22 protein-coding genes are annotated in these 21,598 nt (G+C 70.6%); 9 read left to right on the top strand and 13 right to left on the bottom strand.

Annotated elements, in window-relative coordinates:
- Positions 1-305 precede the first annotated feature (305 nt).
- Entirely contained in the window at positions 306-1,073 is a 768-nt protein-coding gene (locus tag KGQ19_RS20025) for a helix-turn-helix transcriptional regulator (RefSeq protein WP_212010722.1), read from the top strand.
- A gap of 148 nt (positions 1,074-1,221) precedes the next feature.
- On the opposite strand, the gene KGQ19_RS20020 is transcribed toward KGQ19_RS20025, so the two are convergent.
- Both KGQ19_RS20020 and KGQ19_RS20015 read right to left on the bottom strand, forming a co-directional pair.
- Positions 1,222-1,845, bottom strand: coding sequence for a maleylpyruvate isomerase N-terminal domain-containing protein (locus tag KGQ19_RS20020; protein ID WP_212010721.1), 624 nt, complete (start codon positions 1,843-1,845; stop codon positions 1,222-1,224).
- Entirely contained in the window at positions 1,833-2,888 is a 1,056-nt protein-coding gene (locus KGQ19_RS20015; RefSeq protein WP_212010720.1) for a sigma-70 family RNA polymerase sigma factor, read from the bottom strand. The genes KGQ19_RS20020 and KGQ19_RS20015 overlap by 13 nt, the downstream gene beginning before the upstream one ends.
- A gap of 320 nt (positions 2,889-3,208) precedes the next feature.
- On the opposite strand from KGQ19_RS20015, the gene KGQ19_RS20010 reads away from it, so the two are divergent.
- Both KGQ19_RS20010 and KGQ19_RS20005 read left to right on the top strand, forming a co-directional pair.
- Positions 3,209-3,781: a DUF5987 family protein gene (locus tag KGQ19_RS20010; protein ID WP_212010719.1), complete on the top strand. Its 573-nt coding sequence runs from the start codon at positions 3,209-3,211 to the stop codon at positions 3,779-3,781.
- Positions 3,778-5,433: a GMC family oxidoreductase N-terminal domain-containing protein gene (locus tag KGQ19_RS20005; RefSeq protein ID WP_212010718.1), complete on the top strand. Its 1,656-nt coding sequence runs from the start codon at positions 3,778-3,780 to the stop codon at positions 5,431-5,433. Before KGQ19_RS20010 ends, KGQ19_RS20005 begins: the two co-directional genes overlap by 4 nt.
- A gap of 114 nt (positions 5,434-5,547) precedes the next feature.
- Here KGQ19_RS20005 and KGQ19_RS20000 read toward each other — a convergent pair whose 3' ends face one another.
- Positions 5,548-6,267 (bottom strand): maleylpyruvate isomerase family mycothiol-dependent enzyme, encoded by a 720-nt coding sequence (locus tag KGQ19_RS20000; protein WP_212010717.1) that lies wholly within the window; start codon positions 6,265-6,267, stop codon positions 5,548-5,550.
- Positions 6,268-7,242: 975 nt separating this feature from the next.
- Complete coding sequence (locus tag KGQ19_RS19995; protein ID WP_212010716.1) at positions 7,243-7,665, bottom strand: SgcJ/EcaC family oxidoreductase; 423 nt, start codon at positions 7,663-7,665, stop codon at positions 7,243-7,245.
- Between the two features lie 307 nt (positions 7,666-7,972).
- On the opposite strand from KGQ19_RS19995, the gene KGQ19_RS19990 reads away from it, so the two are divergent.
- The 4 genes from KGQ19_RS19990 (at position 7,973) to KGQ19_RS19975 (ending at position 11,532) form a co-directional block, all read left to right on the top strand.
- Complete coding sequence (locus KGQ19_RS19990; RefSeq protein WP_212010715.1) at positions 7,973-8,773, top strand: TIGR03084 family metal-binding protein; 801 nt, start codon at positions 7,973-7,975, stop codon at positions 8,771-8,773.
- A 95-nt stretch (positions 8,774-8,868) separates the two neighbouring features.
- A complete protein-coding gene (locus KGQ19_RS19985; protein ID WP_212010714.1) occupies positions 8,869-9,864 on the top strand; it encodes a DUF1702 family protein in 996 nt (331 codons plus the stop codon).
- Positions 9,865-10,047: 183 nt separating this feature from the next.
- Positions 10,048-10,614, top strand: a complete 567-nt coding sequence (locus tag KGQ19_RS19980; protein WP_212010713.1) for a carboxymuconolactone decarboxylase family protein — start codon at positions 10,048-10,050, stop codon at positions 10,612-10,614.
- A gap of 141 nt (positions 10,615-10,755) precedes the next feature.
- Positions 10,756-11,532 (top strand): helix-turn-helix transcriptional regulator, encoded by a 777-nt coding sequence (locus KGQ19_RS19975; protein WP_212010712.1) that lies wholly within the window; start codon positions 10,756-10,758, stop codon positions 11,530-11,532.
- A 132-nt stretch (positions 11,533-11,664) separates the two neighbouring features.
- On the opposite strand, the gene KGQ19_RS19970 is transcribed toward KGQ19_RS19975, so the two are convergent.
- The 3 genes from KGQ19_RS19970 to KGQ19_RS19960 form a co-directional block, all read right to left on the bottom strand.
- Positions 11,665-12,732 (bottom strand): cobalamin-independent methionine synthase II family protein, encoded by a 1,068-nt coding sequence (locus tag KGQ19_RS19970; protein ID WP_212010711.1) that lies wholly within the window; start codon positions 12,730-12,732, stop codon positions 11,665-11,667.
- A gap of 119 nt (positions 12,733-12,851) precedes the next feature.
- The gene (locus KGQ19_RS19965; protein ID WP_212010710.1) at positions 12,852-14,054 is read right to left on the bottom strand and encodes an NHL repeat-containing protein; all 1,203 of its coding nucleotides are present in this window, start codon (positions 14,052-14,054) and stop codon (positions 12,852-12,854) included.
- Positions 14,055-14,225: 171 nt separating this feature from the next.
- The gene (locus tag KGQ19_RS19960) at positions 14,226-14,486 is read right to left on the bottom strand and encodes a DUF5808 domain-containing protein (RefSeq protein ID WP_212010709.1); all 261 of its coding nucleotides are present in this window, start codon (positions 14,484-14,486) and stop codon (positions 14,226-14,228) included.
- A gap of 145 nt (positions 14,487-14,631) precedes the next feature.
- Between KGQ19_RS19960 and KGQ19_RS19955 the strand changes: the two genes are divergently transcribed.
- The gene (locus KGQ19_RS19955; protein ID WP_212010708.1) at positions 14,632-15,255 is read left to right on the top strand and encodes a LysE family translocator; all 624 of its coding nucleotides are present in this window, start codon (positions 14,632-14,634) and stop codon (positions 15,253-15,255) included.
- Between the two features lie 40 nt (positions 15,256-15,295).
- On the opposite strand, the gene KGQ19_RS19950 is transcribed toward KGQ19_RS19955, so the two are convergent.
- Together KGQ19_RS19950 and KGQ19_RS19945 are read right to left on the bottom strand one after the other, a co-directional pair.
- Positions 15,296-15,652: a nuclear transport factor 2 family protein gene (locus tag KGQ19_RS19950; protein ID WP_212010707.1), complete on the bottom strand. Its 357-nt coding sequence runs from the start codon at positions 15,650-15,652 to the stop codon at positions 15,296-15,298.
- A gap of 44 nt (positions 15,653-15,696) precedes the next feature.
- Positions 15,697-16,431 (bottom strand): SDR family oxidoreductase, encoded by a 735-nt coding sequence (locus tag KGQ19_RS19945; RefSeq protein WP_368862126.1) that lies wholly within the window; start codon positions 16,429-16,431, stop codon positions 15,697-15,699.
- Positions 16,432-16,580: 149 nt separating this feature from the next.
- Here KGQ19_RS19945 and KGQ19_RS19940 point away from each other — a divergent pair, with 149 nt between their 5' ends.
- Positions 16,581-17,423 carry a helix-turn-helix domain-containing protein gene (locus KGQ19_RS19940; RefSeq protein WP_212010705.1) on the top strand — a complete coding sequence of 281 codons (843 nt, stop codon included), beginning with the start codon at positions 16,581-16,583 and terminating at the stop codon, positions 17,421-17,423.
- A 29-nt stretch (positions 17,424-17,452) separates the two neighbouring features.
- Here the strand turns inward: KGQ19_RS19940 and KGQ19_RS19935 are convergent, their stop codons facing one another.
- From KGQ19_RS19935 to KGQ19_RS19920, 4 genes are read right to left on the bottom strand one after another with little or no spacing between them, the layout of a single operon-like run.
- Positions 17,453-18,442, bottom strand: coding sequence for an N-acetylglucosamine kinase (locus tag KGQ19_RS19935; protein WP_212010704.1), 990 nt, complete (start codon positions 18,440-18,442; stop codon positions 17,453-17,455).
- Positions 18,439-19,698, bottom strand: a complete 1,260-nt coding sequence (locus KGQ19_RS19930) for a 6-phospho-beta-glucosidase (RefSeq protein ID WP_212010703.1) — start codon at positions 19,696-19,698, stop codon at positions 18,439-18,441. The genes KGQ19_RS19935 and KGQ19_RS19930 overlap by 4 nt, the downstream gene beginning before the upstream one ends.
- Entirely contained in the window at positions 19,695-20,597 is a 903-nt protein-coding gene (locus tag KGQ19_RS19925; protein ID WP_212010702.1) for a carbohydrate ABC transporter permease, read from the bottom strand. Before KGQ19_RS19925 ends, KGQ19_RS19930 begins: the two co-directional genes overlap by 4 nt.
- Positions 20,594-21,583 carry a carbohydrate ABC transporter permease gene (locus KGQ19_RS19920; protein ID WP_368862125.1) on the bottom strand — a complete coding sequence of 330 codons (990 nt, stop codon included), beginning with the start codon at positions 21,581-21,583 and terminating at the stop codon, positions 20,594-20,596. The genes KGQ19_RS19925 and KGQ19_RS19920 overlap by 4 nt, the downstream gene beginning before the upstream one ends.
- Between the last annotated feature and the right edge of the window lie 15 nt (positions 21,584-21,598).

Here is a 21,598-nt window from a genome sequence, read left to right as displayed (position 1 = left end):
CAGGGCGCCATATCCAAGACTCTGCGTCCGCCCCGTCCCCCGCCTAGACGGCTCCGCCCTTCGGGCTTCGCCGTCGGATCCTGGTTTGCCGCGCCATCGTCCCGCGCACCGGCGGCCCCTCAACCCTGAACAGGCGTTTCTTCGCCGTTAGCAGAACCCTGCTGGCCCAGCCCACCACGGCGGCCCGGTACCGCCGGCGTACCCGGCGTCCACGCGACCGCTGGGGTGCAGACGTGCCAGGGGTCGACGAAGGATTGCCGACCACCCGCCGTGTCACGAGTGTCGAGTGCACCTTTGGAGTGGCAATGGACATCACACGTTTCGCTGCCGAACAAGCGATCTCCACTATGTGGAACCGCTACGCCGATCCGCTGTCGCTGGACGAGATCGCCGACTCCGCGATCCTCAGCAAATTCTACTTCTCCCGGGTGTTCAGATCCCTGACCGGTACCTCGCCCGGGCGCTTCTTGTCCGCCATCCGATTGTTCAGGGCCAAAAACCTGCTGTTGGAAACGGAGATGAGCGTGACCGAAGTCGCCTACGCCGTAGGCTACAACAGCCTGGGGACCTTCACCAGCAGATTCACCCGCAGCGTCGGGGCCTCACCGGGCCGCTACCGGACGATGTCGCTGGCCGGCACGCACTCCGTGCTGGACATGGTGCCGGTGCCCGGTCCCGGTCCGCACGGGGAGGTGTCCGGGGCGTTATCGTTCCCTGAGAGCGAGGATCTGCTCCGGGTCTATGTCGGACTGTTCCCGAGCCCGGTCGTCGAGGGCATTCCGGTGGCCTGTGAAGTCCTGCAGGCCCCGGGCCCGTTCGTGCTGCGGGATGTGCCGACCGGGACCTGGTACCTGCGCGCGGCCGCCGTCGAACTCCGGCAGGCCGAATCCCTTCCCTGGCAACGTCGTCCGGCACTGCTCGGCGAGCACGGCCACCACCAGGTGGACGCGCACGTGAACGTGCCGGTGGGAGAGATGACGCTGCGGCCTTCGGGGTTCCTCGATCCCCCGATCCTGCGCGCGCTGCCCGAGCTCGACAACTGGGAGCTGACCGAGCTGCACCGGGTCGCTTGAGGGATCCGCAGTCCATCGGTCGGCTTGTCGACGCACGCCTGACACGCCGGCGGTTCTGGTCTGCCGCCGGCGCCGTACCCGTACCCGGTCCCGCTCCCGGTCCCAATCCCGGTCGCAATCCCGGTCGCGGGCCGGAACCAGGCGCGGATCACGCAGGCGTACGGCCGAGCAGGGCGACCAGCCGGTCGCCGGGAGGCGTCCGCGGCGGAACCGCCACCGCGGAGGCGAACAGCCCCAGTCTCCCGACCCCGTCGACGACCAGCGCGGACAGTTCGAGCAGTTCGACCGCGGGAGCGTCCGGGATCGGCAGGATCCGGCCGCACGCGGTCGCGATGTCCCAGCTGTGCACCGCCAACTCCACCGCCCCGGCCGCGGCGACCAGGTCGCGGGGCAGCGGACGCTCGCCCACCAGGACGTTGTCCGGACCCTCGCCCCGGCGCAGAGCCTCGTGGACCCGCACCAGGCGCTCGGTCCGGTACCGCACGGCCGTGGCGAGCACGGTGCCGACGTCGCCGGCCAGGAGCAGATCGGCGGTGTACGGCCGGGTCCCGGTGGCGCACCGGACCGCGCCGAGCAGGTCGGGGCGGCCGTCTTGGAGGGTCTGGATGAGGACCCCGAGCGAGGTGCTCAGGTGCCGCATCAGCTCCAGCAGATTCCATTGCGAACAGGGCGTGGGTGCGGACAGGTCTTCCCCGGTGACCACCGACATCGCCTCGTCGGTGTAGGCGGCCACCTGCTCGAACAGACCGTCCGAGGGCCTCAGCGCCGCCATGGGCCGGCACCGGCCACGCCGTCCAGCACGGCGGGCAGCCCGAAGCCGTCGAACAGGCCCGGATCGTTGAACGAGACGATGTGCGAGATACCCGTGGTGGTGAGGGTCAGCACCTGGATGGCGTGGGCGTGCCAGCGCCCGTCCGGCCCGGCCCGGTAGCCGGCGGCGGCCTCCTGGCCGTTCGCCGCGATGGTGAGCATCGCGAACGCGGGCCCGCCGAGCACGTTGGTACCCAGGAAGCGGCCGACGGCCTCACGTCCCTGGAACCAGAACAGGTTCGGCGGCATCTCCAGCACGACCTCCTCGCGCAGCAGCCGGACCAGCCCGGGGACGTCGGCGTTCTCGAAGGCCGCCGTGTACTGCTCGATCATCGCCCGGCGCCGCGGATCGTCCGGCTCGGTCAGCTCCTCATCGCTCGGCGCCGCCTTCTCCAGCTGGGCCCGGGCCCGCCGCAGCGCGCTGTTCACGGCGATCGTCGTGGTGCCGAGCAGGTCGGCGACCTCGGCGGCGGGCCACTCCATCACATCGCGCAGGATCAGCACCGCGCGCTGCTTGGCCGACAGATGCTGGAGCGCGGCGACGAACGCCAGACGCACCGAGTCCCGGACGGCCACGATCGCCGCCGGGTCGCTCACCAGCAGGTCCGGGAGCGGCTGGAGCCACTGCACCTCGCCGCCGCCGGGCGTGGGCCCGGGCCGGTCGGCGTCCGGGTTCGGCCCGCCCAGGCCGGTCGGCAGCACCCGGCGGCTGCGGTGCTCCAGGGCGCTCAGGCAGGCGCTGGTCGCGATCCGGTACAGCCAGATGCGCAGCGAGGAGCGCCCCTCGAACCGGTCGTAGCCGCGCCAGGCCCGCAGATACGTCTCCTGCACCAGGTCCTCGGCGTCGTGGACCGAGCCGAGCATGCGGTAGCAGTGCACCAGCAGTTCGCGGCGGTGCGGCTCGACCAGCCGGATGAACTCCTCGTCGTCGCGCGGGGTGGCCGGACGGGCCCGGTCGACGGCTGTCCGCGGGGTCACCGCGAGCCCGCCGTTCGTGTCGGCCATCTTGTCCTCCTCACCTGCGTCCGCCGACGTGGCATCGGCGGGGATGTTCACACTCACAGGTAAGGACTCCGGTCGATCGCGAAACTCACCGGGTCCAGGAGAAGGATTACTCACTTGCGGTACCTTCCGCCCCACGGCTGTACCCACACCCCGCGCCGACCCCGGCTGTCCGCGGTCCGCCGGCGCCGGTGAGCGCGCCGGGCGCGCAGCGGGGCAATCCGGAGGATGCCCGGCCCGAAGGGCCTTTCCGATGATGAGACCGGGCCGCGGATCGCCGCGGCCCACCGCAGTCTGCCAGACCAGACCACAGGGAGGAACGCGTGGAAGAGTCCTCTGCAGAGCGTGCTCCGGACGTACGGACACTGACCCTTGAGGCGTTCGCGGACACCGTCATCCCAGGAGAGAAACGCTGGCCCGGGGACCGGGCGATCGCGGGGGTCTCCATCGGCGGCGGATCGGTGCAGGCCGGAGCACTCGCCGTCCTGGAAATGCCCGAGGGCGGCATGGCCCCGGCGCTCGACGACGTGGTCGCCGCGCTCAACGTCCATGCCGAGCACCACCGCGACCGGGTGGGCCTGCCCACCAACGAGGAAGTGCCGCCTTTCACGGCGCTGCCGTGGGCGGACCGCACCGCCGTACTGAACGAGCTGACCGCCGTCGGCCACCCGGAGAAGGAACTGTGGACCGGGTTGGCGCTGTTCTGCTACATGGCCTTCGACACCGGGGCCCACCTGCCGACCACCGAAGCCCTCGCCACGGGTCATCCCGGCCTGACCCTGATGCGGTTCCAGACCCCCGACACCGACGGTTTGTGGCGCTTCCCCGACTACTCCTATCGCAGACCCCTGTCCAAGCTGCACCCCGACACGCTGGAGAACGGGAGCCTGAAATGACCGGGAGCGCGGAGTCCACCGACGTCCTGATCATCGGCAGCGGGTTCGGCGGGTCCATCCCCGCCTACCACCTGGCCGCCGGCGGCGCGCGGGTGCTGGTCCTGGAACGCGGGCCGTGGCTGGCCGCGGAGGAGTTCGACCACGACCTGCGGCTGGGCACGTCCTCGACCAGGGTGTTCGAGTTCGTGGTCGGGCAGGGGATGAGCGTGCTGAGCGGCAACTGCGTCGGCGGCGGCAGCGTGGTCTACTTCGCCGCCATGCCGCGGGCGCCGCGGTTCGTCTTCGAGCGGCAGGGGTCGATCGGCCACCGGCTGTGGCCGGCCGCGATCACCCGTGACGCCCTGGAGCCCTGGTACGAGCGGGTGGAGGAGGCGCTGCCGATCAGCCCGGCGAGCTGGGACACCACCACCTACGCCGGCGGGCTGTGGGCCGCGGCGTGCGACCACGCCGGGCGCACCTGCAACCCGGTCCCGGCGGCGGTCGACTCGGACCTGTGCACCAACTGCAACTGGATGATGTCGGGCTGCCGGTTCGACGCCAAGCGCTCGCTGCTGCTGAACTACCTGCCCGCCGCGCTGGAGCACGGCGCCGAGATCCGGCCGCTGCACGAGGTGCAGCAGATCACCCGACTCGCCGACGGCGGCTACCGCGTGCACTACAACACCGTCGATGAGGTCGACTACCGGGTGGTGACCGGCGGCGGGACCGTGGACGCGAAGGTCGTCATCGTGGCCGCCGGGGCCGGTGCCACGCCGGTGATCCTGCAGCGCTCCGAGCCCGCCCTGGGCACGATGCCGCACGCCGTGGGCCGGTACTTCTCGGGCAACGGCGAGCGGCTGAACACCGCGGTGATCGACGAGGACAAGGCCCGCGACCTGCTCGGCCTGGACCGCGGGGACGGCCGCGCATACGAGGCCTACCAGATCGGCCGCGGGCCCACGGTCGCCTCCTGGGACCGGTTGGACGGCTCCCGGCCGGAGTTCGAGCGCTACTCGCTGGAGCAGCTGTACTTCCCGCCGGGCCTGGGCACCGTGCTGGCGCAGGTCCCCGGCGCCGACGGGCCCAGCTGGTTCGGGCCGGGCAAGAAGGAGCTGCTGCGGGACTGGAAGTCCTGGCTGACCATCTTCACCATGTCCGAGGACGACAACGAAGGGGTCTTCGGCGCGCCGCCGCCCACCGGCAACGCGAACCGCTTCTCCCAGCAGATGTTCGGCTTCGGCACGATCTCCTACGAGCCGACGGAGAACACACTGCGCGGCTGGGAGAAGTCCGACGCCGACGTACGGGAGATCCTGGAGAAGGACGGCCTGGCCGAGGTCCTGCCCTGGACCAACGACGTGATCGGCGCCTACACGGTGCATCCGCTGGCGTCCTGCCGGATCGGCGACGACCCGGCGACCTCGGCGCTGGACGACCGGCACGAGCTGCGCGGCCACCCGGGGATCTTCGTGACCGACGGCTCGGCCGTACCGGCCGGGCTGACGGTCAACCCCGCCTTCACCATCGCGGCGCTGGCCGAGCGCGCGGTGCCCGGGATCGTCGCGGCCCTGCGGGAGCGCGGTGTCCAGGTCGCCTACGGCGCCCCGTCCCCGTCGGGCGCGGCCGGCGGACGGCGGGCCACCCGCGAGTTCGCGCGCGCCGCGGGCCTCTGAACCGGACGCCGGAGCTGAGCCGGATTGCGGATCTGAACCGGACGCCGGATCTGACGCCACGGGCCCTGTGCGCGGTCCTTATATATAGGACACGCGCACAGGGCCCGTGGTGTTTCAGCGTTCTGCGGTTTCCGCTGGCGGGGTGAACGGGCCCCAGCCGAAAGCCGGCATCCACGGCCGCGGGTCCGCGCTCCAGTCGAGGGCGGCGATCTGGTAGGGCGTGCGGCGCCCGACCAGCGAGCGGTACACCTCCACCCGGCTGCCGCGCAGGACCGCGGCCGGCCGGCCCTTGCCGATGTTCCGGGAGAAGTCCTCGGTCTCGATGCGTACCGGCGGCAGCCCGCGCCACAGGACCGCGCCGGCGAACCCGGTCAGCGCCACCTCGAAGGCCCCGGGGAAGGCGGTGTGGTCGTGGGGCAACGGCTCCTCGAGCGCGACCCGCACGTCGTACTCATGGGTGAAGGCGTCCATGAGCAGCAGGGATCCGGCCGCCGGGCCCGGCAGAGCGGCCACCGCCTGCTCGACGACGGCGGCGCTGCGGGCCCACTCGCTCAGCAGCTCGGCCGTCCCCGGCTCCTCCAGGCACATCGGCCGGTCCGACAGCTCGGGGGTGGCGGTGTTCGTCTCCGCGAGGCGGCAGTTCTCGACCAGGTGGGCCAGCAGGCGGCCGACGGTCCAGCCCGGACAGGCCGGCACCGGCCGGCGCTCGGAGTCGGGATGGGCCTGGATCAGAGCGGTGACACGCTCGCGCGTGTTGCGGTAGGCGACGTAGTGTGGAACCGGTTGCCAGGCCGAGGAGGCGCTGCGGGTGAAGGCGTCGGCATCGTATGCCATGGGGAGGCCCCTCAGTATTATCTCAGAGTACCCGGTTGTAGTGGGCCGTAACCGACCGCTGCAGATCAGGGCCGTCATGGAGCCGACCCTACTACGGCCCCGGCCGAGGGCCAGGACGGCCTGACCCCGCGGCGAGAGGGATGCCGAGGCGGCGCGGACCGATCGTTTGTGGCTTGTGGTGGCGATCGCCTCCTCGGTGACGATCCAGCGGGCGATGACGCTCGACGCGCGGGTTCGCCGTCGTCAATCCGCTGCCGGTGGCAGTGGCGATGCCGAAGGTTTGATTACTGTCGAGTTACATCGTCGGATACCGAAGAGGCCGACGTTTCTCGCAACGTGCTCAACTCCCCCGGCGGCCGATCTCGGGCGGGCAGCGGCGCGGGTGGGCGCGGGCGGCGTCATCGCGCCGCCGGTGAGCACGGCGGCGGCGCGGACCGCGGCCGCGGCGGGGGCGGCGGCACCGGGACACTCAGCAGGTCAGCCGGCCGGCTCCGGGATTCCCCGCGGCTGCCCGGTTCCGACAGGGGCAGAACAGATGTCTTCCATCGCGAGGCTTTCGATTCTCGGCTCCGATCGGCAAAGTCGGCATGGGTACGTACGGCTCGGCCGAGGAGCGTCTCGTCCCGCGGCGGAGGCAGCCGCCGCCGCGCTCCCCGGCCGGGCGCGCTAAGAAGAAGACTCGGTTCGCGTGCGAAACTCACCGCGATGGAACGGGCACCGTGTGCGCGGGACAAAACAGTGCCGGAGTACAAGGGACCGGCACCCCTTCCCCGCACGCCCGCCGCGGCGTCTCGGGCACGGCGGATGGCCCGGACGTCATGACGTCCGGGCCATCCGCCGCACCGGCCGGCCCGCACCCGCGCCGAAGGCACGCGCGCGACGCCGGCGGCGGCCCCTCTGCCGCCGCCCCGCACCGGCCGACCGGATCCGGACCGGCCGCCGCGGGCACCCGGCCGCCACGGCGCCGGAGCGCTGTCAGGCCGCCGGCACGTTGAGCGGGCTGTTCTGGTAGGCGGCGAGCAGCCACTTGCCCTGGAGCCGCACGCACACCCAGGTGGCCCGGATGGCGCGCTGCGGCGCCACCTCGGTCTCGCCGGGGGCCAGCACGCCGCCCTCGGTGACCATGATCGCGGTGTCGGCGGTGTGGAAGTGGGTGACCAGCGGGCGGCCGGTGACCTTGGTGCCCTTGTAAGGACCCTGATAGGCCTGGGCCATGAAGCCCTGGATGTGCGCGCGCCCGTCGAGCAGGATGTCGCCCGGCAGCACCACGGTGCCGACCGGCGCGAACAGGTCGGCGAACTTCTTGGCGTCGTGCTCGGACCAGGCGACCTCGAGCTGGTCGACGAGCGCGTGCACCGCCGCGGTGTCGGCCGCGGTCTCCGGGGTGGTCTGGGTCATGTCTTCCGCCTTTGCAGTGGGTTGATCGAAATCGGATCAGGATGGCGGCCGGGTGCCGGCCACGGTCCCATCCTCCGATCCCCGCCCGGGCGCCGGCATCTTCGGGATTGCCGCGTGCCCGCCGGCGCGGTTCCGCACGTCAGGAGAAGCCCGGCCGTGAAGCCCGGCAAGATACTCGACTCGGATTCCCGGTGCGCCCCGTCTGCGCACGCCTCCCGTTCACCTCCGTTCCGCGGCCCGGCGCCGCCGGCGGGGCGCACCGGTGTCCGCCAGCTCGCGCCGATTTCCGTGTGGAAAGGGATCCGCTATGACCGGACAGAACGATGTGTACGCCGACCTGGCCGCCGAGGGGGACGCGCTGGACCGGCTGGTCGCCGGCCTCGACGGCGCCGGCTGGGCGACCCCGACCCCCTCGCCCGGCTGGAACGTCGGCCACCAGATCGCCCACCTGGCCTTCATCGCCCACCTGGCGGTGCTGTCCTCGACCGACCCCGAGGCCTTCGAGATCGAGGCGGCCCCGTCCCGGGTGGACTTCCAGGGCTCGGTGGACGCCAAGCTCGCCGAGTACATGGACGACAGCCCCGAGGCCGTCTTGCAGCGCTGGCGCACCAACCGGGAGAAGGGCGCCCAGGGGCTGGCCGCGATGGAGGGGCAGATGGTGCCCTGGCTCCAGACCCCGCTGCCGGCCTCCGTGCTGGCCACCGCCGGGATCATGGAGCTGTTCGGCCACGGCCAGGACGTCGCCGACGCGCTGCGGGTCAAGCGCGAGCGCACCGACCGGATCGTCCACCTGACCTACTTCGGCCTGCTGACCCGGGCCTTCGGCTATGTCGCGCACGGCGAGGAGCCGCCGACCGAGCCGGTCCGGCTGGACCTGGTCGCCCCCTCCGGCGCCAAGTGGACCTTCGGGCCGGAGGACGCCGCGGAGTACGTCACCGGCTCGGCCTGGGACTTCTGCCTGCTGATCCTGCGCCGCCGGCACCGTGCCGACCTGGACCTGACCGCCTACGGCGCCGAGGCCTCGCACTGGCTGGACGTCGCCCAGGCCTACCGCGGCCCGGCCGGGGAGGGCCGCCGGCCCGGGCAGTTCGCCGCCCTGGACGCCTGAGGGCCGCCCACCGCTGCCCGCCCGCCGCCCCGACGGGGCGGGCAGGCGCCGGCGGCGGGCGGACCGGACCGCACCGACTCGGAGAGGGGACACGCGTGGCCGCCACCATGGCCGGCTCGATCCGCAAGCTGCTGACAGCCCCCGACCTCGGGAGCACAAGCTTCGAGACGCTTGGATACGACACCGGACACGCTCCAGCCCGCACCCGACTGGAGACCAGCGCCCGGCAATTCATCATCGGATACGAATTCGGCATCGAACAGCGCGACCACGCCGGGCTCGTGGCCCGCCTGGAATCCCTGCAACGGGAATACCGCGGGTTCGCGTACGAGGGGGCCGTCATGGCCCTGTCGATGCGCGACGTGATGTCCCCGCTGCCGGGCCGGCGGCGCACCGAGAGCTTCCTGAACGGGCCCGGGTACGACGACGGTCCCGGCTCCCGGCACATCTTCATGGCCTACATCGGCCTCGGCTTCGCACTGGCCCGGCTGCCCGGCGCGATGTGGAAGCGCGCGCTGCCGCGGCAGAGCAAGCTGCCGGACCATCCCTCACTGCGCGGGCTGATCCTGGACGGCTACGGATTCCACATGGCCTTCTTCCACCACGGGAAGTGGGTCGACGGGCAGTACGCGCCGGCGCGCTACCGCTGGCCGGCTCCGCACACCATCACCCAGCGCGTGGTGGACCAGGGCGTGGGGCGCGCGATGTGGTTCGTCTACGGCGGCGACGTCGAGCGGCTGCTGGAGGCCGTGGAGCGATTCGGCCCCGAGCGGCGCCCGGACCTGATGTCCGGGGCCGGCCTGGCCGCGGCCTACGCCGGCGGGGTCGAGCCGGACTCGCTGGACCTGTTGTGGACCAAGGCCGGTCGGTACCGGCCCGAGCTGGCCCAGGGCGCGGTGTTCGCGTTGCGCGCCCGCGACGTGTCGAACCTGATCACGCCGGAGAACGAGGCCGCGGCCCGGCAGTTCTGCGGCTGCGGCGCGGCCGAGGCCTCGCAGATCGCCGAGGACGTCGCGCAGAAACTGCCGCGGGACGGTTCGCTGGCGACCTACGAGGAGTTCCGGCGCCGGGTGCGGCTCCGGTTCCAGTGAAGCCCGGGCCCGCCCCTGGTCTGCAATAGGCGGTCGGCGATCGGCGATGACGGTTCACCGTCGCCGATCGCCATCAGTCGTTCGCGCGATCACCGCAAGCTGGGAGAAGTCGGGCTTCGCCGCGCGGCGCTACGGTCACCGGAGTCGAGCAAGGCCCAGCGCAGACTCCGCGGAGGTACCCCCATGTCCCACATCGAACTCGGCGTGGACGAGAAGTTGTTCCCCGGAATCACCGGACCCCTGCTGTTCCGGCCCCTGACCGCCGGGCCCCTGACCGACCTCGCCGAAACCCTGCTGCGCGGCGAGAACACGCTCAGCCGCGGCGAGCGCGAGCTGATCGCCGCCTACGTCTCCAGCCGCAACGAGTGCGCGTTCTGCACCGACTCGCACTCCGCGTTCGCCGCGGCGCAACTGGACCAGGGCATGCCGCTGGTGCTCCAGGTGCGCGCCGATCTCGACCAGGCTCCGATCACGCCCAAACTGGCCGCGCTACTGCGGATCGCCGAAGCGGTGGCGGAAAGCGGCCGCAAGGTGACGGCGGAGCTGGTCGAAACCGCGCGCGCCGCGGGCGCGGGCGATGAGGAGATCCACGACACGGTGCTGATAGCGGCGGCCTTCTGCATGTTCAACCGCTACGTCGACGGCCTCGGCACCCTGCCCGCCGGCCGGGCCGAGGACTACGAGGCCGTGGCGGAGGTCGTGGTCGCCAACGGCTATCTCCCCCTGGCCGGGAGGGCTCCGTCGGCATAGCGCCCGGCGCAGGGCAACCAGGAAGAAGCCAGGCCCTGCAACTCCTGTAACGCTTGGGGTGACCCGACTGCGTCAGCACGTTCAGGCCCGTGTCCCGACCGAACGGCGCTCAGCGATCCGTCGCGCACCACAGGAGGAACCTTGAACGAGGCTGTCGAGCGCGTTGTGGACTACCTGTACGAACAGTACGACCAGCCGATCACCTTGGCCGACATGGCGGACGTCGCGATCCTGAGCCAGTTCCACTTCGCGCGCACCTTCCGCGAGGTCACCGGCGTCTCCCCCGGCAGATTCCTCAGCGCCATCCGCCTACAGCGGGCCAAGGGCCTGTTGACGACGACCGAACTGACCGTCACCGACATCTCCTACATGGTCGGCTACAACAGCCTCGGCACCTTCACCAGCCGCTTCACCAAGAGCGTCGGCGTCACCCCGATCCAGTACCGCTGCTTCGCCCAGGCCGACCTGGCCGTCGGTACCAGCACCGGCGCCGCCGGCCGCCCGCCCGAGGACGACGCAGCCGTGGGCGCGATGGCCGGCTGGATGAGCCTGCCCCCCGGCACCGAGGCACCACTGATGTACATCGGGGTCTTCGACGGCCCCATCCCCCAGCGCCTCCCGGTCGCCTGCACCACCGTCGAGAACGACACGGCGTTCCAGCTGGACGGCGTCCCCGAGGGCCAGTGGTACATCTTCGCCGCCGCGGTGAACCCCGACGAGGCCCCGATCGACGGGTACGGGGCGCGCGTCGCCCGCCTCGTGGCCCGCGAAGGCCCGGTGCACAGCGTGCGCGGCCAGACCACGATGGTGGACCTGCGCCTGCGCCCCTGCAGCCCGATCGATCCGCCGCTGCTCCTGGCGCTGCCGGTGGTCCTGGACCGCTACGACGCGCGGCAGCCAGTGGCCACTCCCGCATAGCGGCGGGGGTGCGGCCTAAGTGCGGACCAAGTGTGACTATCCGTGACCCGCCCTGAAGGCGCGCACCGGCCTATCGCGGCGCACGACATCCCACTGCCATGCGCCGCGATGCTCACCACCGGCTGGGAACCGCTACACCCCCAGCTGTTCAGCGGCGCGCGCGGTGCCCGCGACCCGCGCGGCGATCTTCGCGAAGGCCAAATCCCGCGAGGTGGAGGTGTCGTCGGCGAACGGCGAGAACCCGCAGTCGTCGCAAGTGCCCAGGCGCTCGACCGGGATATAGCGGGCCGCGTTCAGGACTCGGTCCTTGACTTCCTCGGGCGTCTCCACCCGGGGATCGATCGGGTCGATGACGCCGACGAACACGGTGGCCGACTCCGGCAGCTCCGCCGCGATGGCGGTCAGGACCCGGTCGGGGTCGGCCTCGCTGGCGAGTTGGACGTAGAACGAGCCGACGTGGAGGCGGAACAGCTGCGGAAGCAGGTCGGCGTAGTCGACGTCGAGGCTGTGGGTGGAGTCCTGATCGCCGCCCGGGCAGGTGTGCACCCCGATCCGGGCCCGCTCAGCCTCGCTGAACCTGTCCAGCACCCGGTTGTTGAGCGCGATGAACTCCTGGAGCACTCCCCCACTCGGATCGAGCTTGAGCGAGAGCCGCCCCTCGGTGAAGTCGAGCTGCACCTTGTGGGCCCCGGCGTCCAGGCACCCGCGAATGTCGGCCTCGGCCTCATCGGCAAGATCGGCGAGGAACTGCTCCCGCGAATAGCCGGCGATCCCCTCGGCCGGATAGAGCAGACTCAGCGCCGAAGGCGCGATGACGGCCTGCTTGACCGGGGTCCCCGCCGCATGCGCGAGAGCGGCCTTCAGATACCCGTCGGCACGCTGCTGGTAGCGGAACGGCCCGGCGGTGAGATACGGAAGCTGACGCACGTGTCCGTCAGCGAAAGGAATGACGACCCCGTCCGGACTGAGGTCTTTCAGCCCCGCGATCGGATAGGTGGCGAAACTCGGCTTGCCCTGCTCGCCGTCGGTGACGACCGGCGACCCCGCGGCCCGAAGCCGCTCGATCGTCTCGGCAACGGCCTGATCGACCGCACCGGCAAGGTCTTGCGACCCCAGCTGCCCCGCTTCGTGGGCTGACAGGGCGCCAAGGAGTTCGGCGGAGCGCGGGATGCTGCCGATGGGTTCGGTAGGTAGTGACATAGATGTAAAAATACTGATTTCCGACCACGCGGTCAACGACTTTACGTGATCGCTTCACGACCCAGCGTGGCCGATGATCAGGGTTCCCGTGGCCGGGCCGGCTTCAGCAGCTGTGCGTGTCAGTCGTCTGCGGGGTCGGGCAGCGTACTGGTGGGGCGGTTCCAGTTCGCGAATGAGGCGCTGGTTACCTGGGTGATGGTGGCGGTGGTGAGTTCGGTGGCGAGGACGCTGTCTCTGAGGAGCAGGACGCGGTGTGCCTTGCACAACTGCGTGGGCAGGGCGACGCACTGTTCGGCGGTGATGTCTTGGAAGCCGTTGTCGAAGGCAACCCGCACGAGCTGGTCGTAGCTGTTCGGGTTGATGATGGAGGAGCCCAGCAGCCAGACGTGGGTGAAGGGCGGCGTGTCGGGGAACGCCAGGTGGAGCAGTCCGGCACGGGTCGCGGCCGGCGTGCGGAGCCGGTACCAGGTGAAGGTGTCGTGGGCGTCGATACGTCCGAAGGTTCCGGTGCCTTGCTGCTGGCTGCCCAGCAGTGTCGTCCAGACCGACCCGTCGGGGCCCGCGATCAGCCCCACCGGCGTGGTCCCCGCTTCCGGCGGGATCGGGATCTGCCGGGTCTGCCCGGTCCGGGTGTCGACGGCCATCAGGGCATTGGCCTGGTCCTGGCTGACGAGGAACTCGTCCGTGCCGGGACGTTGGGCGACGAACGCCGGGTGGGGCCGGGTGGGGTAGAGCGTGTACAGGGACGGCTGCCTGTGGTTGATACGCAGGACTTGGTCGCTGAACTTGCACGTGACCCACAGGTCCGGGCCGTATTCACCGATGGAGTGCGGGCCGGCGGCCCCGGTCGGCACGTCGATCGTGCGTACCACCGCGGGGGCCTGGCCGGGCTGGTTCGGGCGGGGATCCAGCAGGAGCAGCTTTCCAGCGTGTTCCAGGGTGCACCAAACGAGTCCGGGGTACGCGCGGGACGGGCTCAGACCATGTGCGTCCGCATCGGCGGCGCCGAGCGGGAAGCCATAGATCTGTGCCGGTGTCCCATCGGATCCCAGCGTCACCTTCACGATCCCGCTGGGCTTCATCTGGGTGATCAGCAGGGTTCCGGTGCCCGGCACCAAGAGCATCTCGTGGGTCTGTTCGGCGTCGGGCAGCAGGTACTCCGCAGCTGAACGGCGTGACGGCTTCGGCGCGGGAGGCAGCTGAGCTGTCGGCATGCGGTCGGCCGTCGCCGCCACGGCCGGCGCGGCCTCGGTCACGGCGCCCAGGAACGGTGCCGCAAAGGTGGATGCCGCCAGGTACCGTCCCAGTGCGCGTCTTTCCATGCAGCCGACTCCCTTGGGTACGTCTCGAATCGTCACGAAAAGGCTAAGTGACGAACTCGATCCGTCCGGGACCCTCACCCGATCGGCGCAGCGCTGTCGGTGTCGCTGTCGGTGTCGGTGTCGGTGTCGATGGCGTCCCGAAAAGGACGATGGGTACCAGGGCCCTCAGCGCTACTTGTGCGCCGCTACGGCGCCGATCACGATGGGCAGCACCGTGAGAACCCACGCGAGCGGGCGAGCGTAATTCAGAGTTCGGCCGAACCCGTAGCGTTTGGGAACGACGGTCCGGGAATCGCCGCGGTTGTAATAGATGAGCCCGCCAAACCAGTGCTCATCGTCGGAACGCGGGCCACGCCCTCGTCCAGAGTCGATGAGAACGACCACCAGCACGCCGAGGACGGCGAGCAGGACTGGCGCGGTCCAGCTGGGCATACGGTCAGACTAACTCTGGCGAGCTGAACGGACCGTGAAAACAGCAGCGGTTCGACCGCGTCAGGCTGAGCTGCGCGTCCGCAGCACGTCTCACCCCTCGAATCCCGCTCGCCGACGAGCCCTCCGACGCCTGACCATCGCCGTCATGGACCTGAACATGCACCTGTTCGCTGTGTTCCTGCTCACCACCGTCGTCGCGATGATCAGCCCGGGACCCGACATGCTCTTCGTCCTCGGCTGCGGCATCCGGGGCGGGGCCCGGGCCGGGCTGCTCGCCACCGCCGGCGTCGCCACCAGCGAAGTCGTCCACATCGCCCTGGCCGCGGCCGGTCTGTCGGCGTTCTTCGCCGCGGCACCGACCGCCTTCACCGCACTGCGCATCACCGGCGCGGCATACCTGATCTACCTGGGCGTCCAGGCCATCCGGCACCGCGGCCAGGACCGCATGGAGACCGGCAGCGGAGTCTCGGGACGGCACGCCTATCTACGCGGCCTGCTGACCAACCTGGTCAACCCGAAGATGATCACGTTCACCATCGCGTTCCTGCCGCAGTTCGTCGACCCCCGGCTCGGGCGGGTCTGGCTCCAGTTCGCGATCCTCGGCGCGGTGTTCATCGCGCTGGAATTCCTGGTGGACGGGGCCGTGGGTGTCTTCGCGGGACGCATCGGAAGCTGGCTCGGCCGCCGCGAGACGGCCCGGCGGCGGCTGGACACGGCGACCGGCGGGGTGTTCATCGGCCTCGGAGTGCGGCTCGCGGTGGAGCGGTGATGGGAACCGGCGTACCTCGACAGCATCGGCGTGCCTTGATTCAGACCTGGTTGTTCCACATCCGGAACACGGTGCACTTGCCGTTCTTGTCGAACGTCACGGTCCACAAGTTGGCAAAGATGCCCAGCTCCTTATAGCGGCCGGTGCCCTCGATCGCCGCCGTGTCGCCGTTGATGGCGAGGACGGACCACTCGAATTCCCAGCCGCCCTCCTGCCAGGGTGCGCGGCTGAGCCAGCCGTCGATGATCGCCTCGCGGCCGATCCAGTCGGTCTCGTAGGGCCACTCGTGGTACTCGGCGCGCGGGGAGAACAGCGCGGTGATGTCCTTCTTGCTGCCGGTGGTCCAGGCCCGGATGTAGCCCTCGACCCAGTCTCGTACCTGCTGATCGGTCACCATCGATGTCACCTTTCCGTGCTGGACGTTGACAGCTTTCGCCCCCTTCACCCCTGGGCCGTGGGCCGGACGACGAGTTCGTTGACGTCCACCTCGGCGGGCTGGTCGATGGCGTACCGGATCGCCTCGGCGATGGCGGCGGCCGGGATCGCGATCCCCATCTGGTCCTCGACCGCGTCTTTGACCGCGCTGTCGCCGATGGTCCCGGCCAGCTCGCTGCGGGTCAGGCCGGGGCTGATCACGGTGACCCGCAGCTCGCGGCTCTCCTGGCGCAGGCCCTCCGACAGGGCGCGCACCGCGTACTTGGTGGCGCTGTAGACGGCGGCGGTCGGATCGACCCTCAGTCCTGAGACCGAGGAGATGTTCACGATGTGCCCGCTGCGCTGCTCCTGCATGATCGGTAGGACGGCGGCGATACCGTGCAGGACCCCGCGCAGGTTCACATCGATCATGCGGTCCCACTCGTCGACGCGCAGTGCGTCCATTCGCGACAGCGGCATCACGCCGGCGTTGTTGACCAGGACGTCCACGCGCCCATACCGGTCATGGGCGGCTGTGACGAAGGACTGCACGCTGGCCGGATCGGTCACGTCCAACGCGTGCGCGACGGCGCTGCCGGCCGTGCCTTCGAGGTCCTCGGCCAAGGCCGCGAGGCGGTCGGTGCGCCGCGCCCCGAGTACCAGGTGGTTTCCCGCAGCGGCCAGGCGTCTGGCGGTGGCCTCGCCGATGCCGCTGCTGGCGCCGGTGATCAGCACCACTTTCGGGGTGAGCGGGTGCGTCATGTTCAAGCCCTTCGGCGTATCGGCGTCCGGCATGGTGGTGCATCGTGCATCGGCCGGTACCGACCAGCATGTGTCCGATCCTGGGCACGTGGCAGGACGGGTCTTCCTGGGTGCGCGGCTCCTAGGTACCGGCGTCGTACGATCGAGACATGACCGGCAATGAACTGGGCGAGTTCCTGCTGGCGCGTCGCTCCCGCGTCCGCCCCGCTGACGTGGGGTTTCCCTGTTCCCAGGGCCGCCGGGTCACCGGGCTGCGGCGTGAGGAGGTCGCGGTGCTGGCCGGCGTCAGCGCCGACTACTACGCCCGCCTGGAGCAAGGCCGCGAACGGCATCCCTCCGGACAGGTCCTCGACGCCCTCGCACGGGCCCTGCGCCTGGACTCCGACGCCTGCTGGCACGCCTACCGCCTGGCCGGACTCGTGCCCACGCCCGAAGAACCCGCACCCGATGCCGAGACAGTCGCACCGGAGCTGCTGCGCCTGATGGGCTCCTTCCCCGACGCCGTGGCCTACGTCATCAACCGGCGCCTGGACATCCTGGCCTCCAACACCCTGGCCGACGCCCTGCTCTCCCCGCTCGCCGACTCGCGCGGCATGGCCCGTGCATTGTTCTGCGACCCCGCGGCCCGGGAACTGTTCGCCGACTGGCACAGCGTGGCCCGCGACACCGTCGCCGCACTACGGCTGGCCCACGGGCACGAGCGGAAGGACCCCCGCACAGCGGCCCTGATCGACGGCCTGCTCACCGACAGCCAGGACTTCGCCGCACTTTGGAGCCGCCAGGACGTCGCCCGCCTGGGCAGCAGGACCAAGACCTTCCAGCATCCGGACGCGGGGCGGCTGACGCTCACCTACCAGACCTTCGAGGTCCAGAACGTGCCGGGCCAGTGCCTGCTGGTCGGGACCGCCGAGCCCGCAAGCCCCGACGCCCGCCGCTTGGCCCTGCTCGACTCCACGGGCCTGGCCAGCAGGTTCGCTTCAAGCCTGGCTTAATGCGCGGACACCCGCAGCGACGCGATCTCCTATCCCACGAGAGCCGCGCCAGCTGAGAGCTGCCGCAGCAACAGCTCACGTACCGCGACGTCGGCTTCCACTCCGAGCGCGTGCAGAGCGGCGCCGGTCACCGGCGGCTCGGTCACGACTCGCAGCTCCACCTTCGCTTGCGAAGCGGCGAACCCGTCGCCGATCCGGCCGAGGAGGTAGGGGTCCGCGGCGCCGAGGACGCCGCCGCCCAGGATCACCGGGGTCGGTGTCCGGTCCAGGCCGAGCCTGCGCAGGGCCGACAGTCCCAGGGCGCACACCTCGTCGGCCTGGCGGTCCAGGATCGATCGCGCGATCGGGTCTGACGTCAGGGTGAACAGCACCGGTGTCAGGGTTCGCAGTTCGGCCTCGGCGAGGGCGCCGGCGTGGATCGCCAGGGTGACGTCCAGTGCGGTCGGCAGTCCGAAGTGGCCGGCGACCGCCGAGGCCAGGGCGGTGCGCGGTCCGCGGCCGTCTTCGCCGCGCACCGCGTGCCACAGCATCAGGGTCCCGATGTCCATGCCGCCGCCCCAGTCCCCCGACAGGATGCCCAGGGCCGGGAAGCGTGCGACCGAACCGTCCGGGGCGATACCGACACAGTTGATGCCGGTACCGCAGACCACTGCGATACCGGTCCCGTCCGGTGAGCCGGCGTGCAGCAACGCGAACGTGTCGTTGGCGACGTGGACCTCCCGGGCCCAGCCGCGCCGGGCGAAAGCCTCCTGAAGAGCCGCCTCCTCCTCCGGCAGGTCGGCGCCGGCCACGAACGCCGACAGCCGCTCGACGGGCCCTTCGACGCCGGCGCGAGCCCGTACCCGCGCGACCGTCTCCGTCAGCGCGTCGAGCGCCGCCGGAACGCCGGTGACCTGGGGCCGGAAGGGTCCGCCGCGGGCCCGGGCGAGGATCTTGCCGGTGGCGTCGCCCAGGACGACATCGGTTTTGCTGTTGCCGCCGTCCACGGCCAGGAACATCCGCGTCAAGGTCCGGCTCACAGCTTGGCCCACGGCAGGTAGTCGCGGTTGACCGACACCATCTCGGCGGCCAGCACCTGGGCCGGCTCGGTCTGTCCGATCAGCGGGTGGGCGATGAGAGCGTCTTCGACCCGGCCGATCCCGCCGTACAAGGCCGCTTGGAGGGCGAGTTCCTCATAGGCCGCGACGTGGGCGATCAGACCTGCCTGCAGCGGGTCGATCGGCGCGATCGGCAGCGGGTGCGCGCCGGCGCCGTCGATGCGGCAGGGCACTTCGATGACGGCGTCCGGCGACAGGAACGGCATGGTGTCGCCGTTGCGCACGTTGGCGACCTGAACGGTGCCGCCCGCCCCGAGCAATCCGGCGACCAGTTCGATCGCGGCCTCGGAGTAGTAGGCGCCGCCCCGCTGGTCCAGCAGCGCGGGCTTCTCCTCGAGTGCCGGGTCCGCGTACATCTGAAGCAGTTGCCGCTCCAGTGCCGCGACCTGGTGTGCGCGGGACTCCTGGACCAGCTGCTCGGCGACGACGGCGTCGTGGGCGTAGTAGAACCGCAGGTAGTAGGACGGGATGGCGCCGTGGCGCCGCATCACCTCGATCGGGATCTTCACTCGCTCGGCCAGCTGCTCGCCGCGCTCGGCGAAGATCCGCGGCAGCACCTCCACCCCGTCGACGCGGACCCCGCGTTCCCAGGTCAGGTGGTTGAGGCCGACGTGGTCGAGCTCGACCCGTCCGGGGTCGACCCCGAACCAGTCGCCGAAGGTGTGCTGGAAGCCCTTGGCGACGTTGCACAGCCCGACGGCCTTGTGTCCGGCGTCCAGCAGGGCCCGGGTGACGATGCCGACGGGATTGGTGAAGTCCACGATCCAGGCCTCGGGCGCGCGTTTGCGGATCCGGTCGGCGATGTCCAGGACGACCGGGACGGTGCGCAGCGCCTTGGCCAGGCCGCCGGCGCCGGTGGTCTCCTGGCCGACGCAGCCGCACATCAGCGGCAGGGTCTCATCGGTGTGCCGCGCGGCCTGGCCGCCGACTCGCAGCTGGAGCAGGACCGCGGCGGCGCCGTCCAGGTGCTCGTCCAGATCGGTGCCGGTGACCAGGCGGCCGGGATGCCCCTGCTTGGCCAGGATGCGCGCCGATACGCCCCCGACCAGGCCGACGCGTTCGGCGTCCGGGTCGATGAGGACCAGCTCGTCCACGGCGAGGGTGTCTCGCAGCCGGGCGAACCCGTCGACCAGTTCGGGGGTGTAGGTGGATCCGCCACCGACGACGACGATTTTCAACCTTTGACTCCTGTCAGGGTGACGCCTTCGATGAAGGCCTTCTGGGCGAAGAAGAACACGATGATCACCGGTGCCATCGCGATGACGGTGGCGGCCATGGTGAGGTTCCACTGGACGGCGTGGGCGGATTTGAAGCTGGCCAGTCCGACGGCGAGCGTCCAGTGGTCCGGCTTCTCGCCGGTGTAGATGAGCGGTCCGTAGTAGTCGTTCCAGGCGTTGAAGAACGCGAACAGGCCGACGGCCACGATCGCCGGACGCATCATCGGCAGGACCACGCGAAGCAGGACCCGTACTTCGCTACAGCCGTCGATCCGTGCCGCGTTCAGGTAGTCCTCCGGAATGGTCAGCAGGAACTGGCGCAGCAGGAAGATGGAGAACGCGTCCCCGAACGCGCAGGGGATGACCAGCGGCCAGATGGTGCCGGTCAGGTGCAGGCGTGCCCACATGATGTACATCGGGATCACCAGGACCTGCGGCGGCAGCATCATCATCATGATCACGGCGAGGAAGACCCCGTTGCGGGCCCGGAAGCGGAACCGGGCCAGGGCGTAGGCGACCGGGACGCTGGAGACCAGCGTGCACATGGTCACCAGTCCGGCGTAGACCACGGTGTTCTTGATCCAGGTACCGGTCGGAGCCTTGGAGAACACCGCCGTGTAGTTGGACCACTGCCAGTGCGCGGGCCACAGGTTCGAGGTCAGCGACTGCTGGTCGGTCATCACGGACGTGAGCAGTATGAAGACGATGGGCCCGACGAACGCGACGGCCAGTCCGCAGGCCAGCGCGTGTTCCGCGATCCAGATCAGGGTTCTGCGGCGCCCGGACCGGCGCCGGGCTACGTTGTGGGCGGATACGCCGCGAGCGGACCGGTCGCGCGCCGTGGGTGCCAGGGCGGTCACTGTGTCGCCTCCTCGGTGTTGAAGCCTGATGCCCGGCGCAGCAGCGCGACGGTGAAGACCATCGCCACGGCGAACAGGACGACCGCCAGTGCGCAGGCGTAGCCCATGTGGAACTGGGTGAACCCGGCGGTGTACAGCTGTTGGGAGAAGGTGAGCGTCGAACCGCCGGGGTACCCCGGCGGAGCCTGGATGCTGCCGTCAGCGGTCTGGGAAGCGACCATCGCCTGGGTGAAGTACTGCAGGGCCGCGATGACCGCGGTCACGGTCGCGAACAGCACGACCGGGGAGATGGTCGGCAGCGTCACGTAGCGGAACCGCTGAAGCGGGTTGGTGCCGTCGAGTTCCGCGGCTTCGTAGAGTTCGGCGGGCACGTCCAGCAGCGCGGCCAGGAAGATGACCATCATCGTCCCGCTTCCCCACAGCGTGAGCAGCGTCAGGGCCGGCTTGGACCAGACCGGGGAGTCGAACCACAGCGGGCCGTGCACGCCGATCAGGCCCAGGATCTTGTTCACCGGTCCGGAGGACGGGTTGAACAGGCACACGAAGGCCACGGTCGCCGCGACCGGCGGCGCGAGCGCCGGCAGGTAGAACAGCGTCCGGAACAGGCCCGCCCCGGCTTTGAGCCGGGCGGTGACCATGGCGACGCCGAGCGCGAAGAGCACCTGCGCCGGGACCATGACCGCCATCAGCCAGCCGGTGTTGCGCACCGCCTGCCAGATCTGCGGGTCGTCGCTGAACATGTAGCGGTAGTTGCGCAGGCCCACGAAGTGCGGGCTGGAGATCATGTCGGAGTTGGTGAACGACAGCCAGACCGTCATGACCAGCGGATAGGCCAGGAACACGGTGAACCCGACGATCCACGGCGACAGGAACAGCAGGATCCTGATCCGGGTACGGCGACGCTTGGCGCGCACGGCGGGTGAGGTCTGCGGGTCCGGGCCGGGCGGCCGTCGGGCCGCCCGGGTGACGAGTGACAAGGTGCCCATGGTGGCAGCCGGCTT

Source organism: Catenulispora pinistramenti, from assembly GCF_018274385.1.
Lineage (GTDB): Bacteria > Actinomycetota > Actinomycetes > Streptomycetales > Catenulisporaceae > Catenulispora > Catenulispora pinistramenti.
Note: the sequence above shows the minus strand (reverse complement) of the source record. Positions and strands in the feature narration are given on the sequence as shown.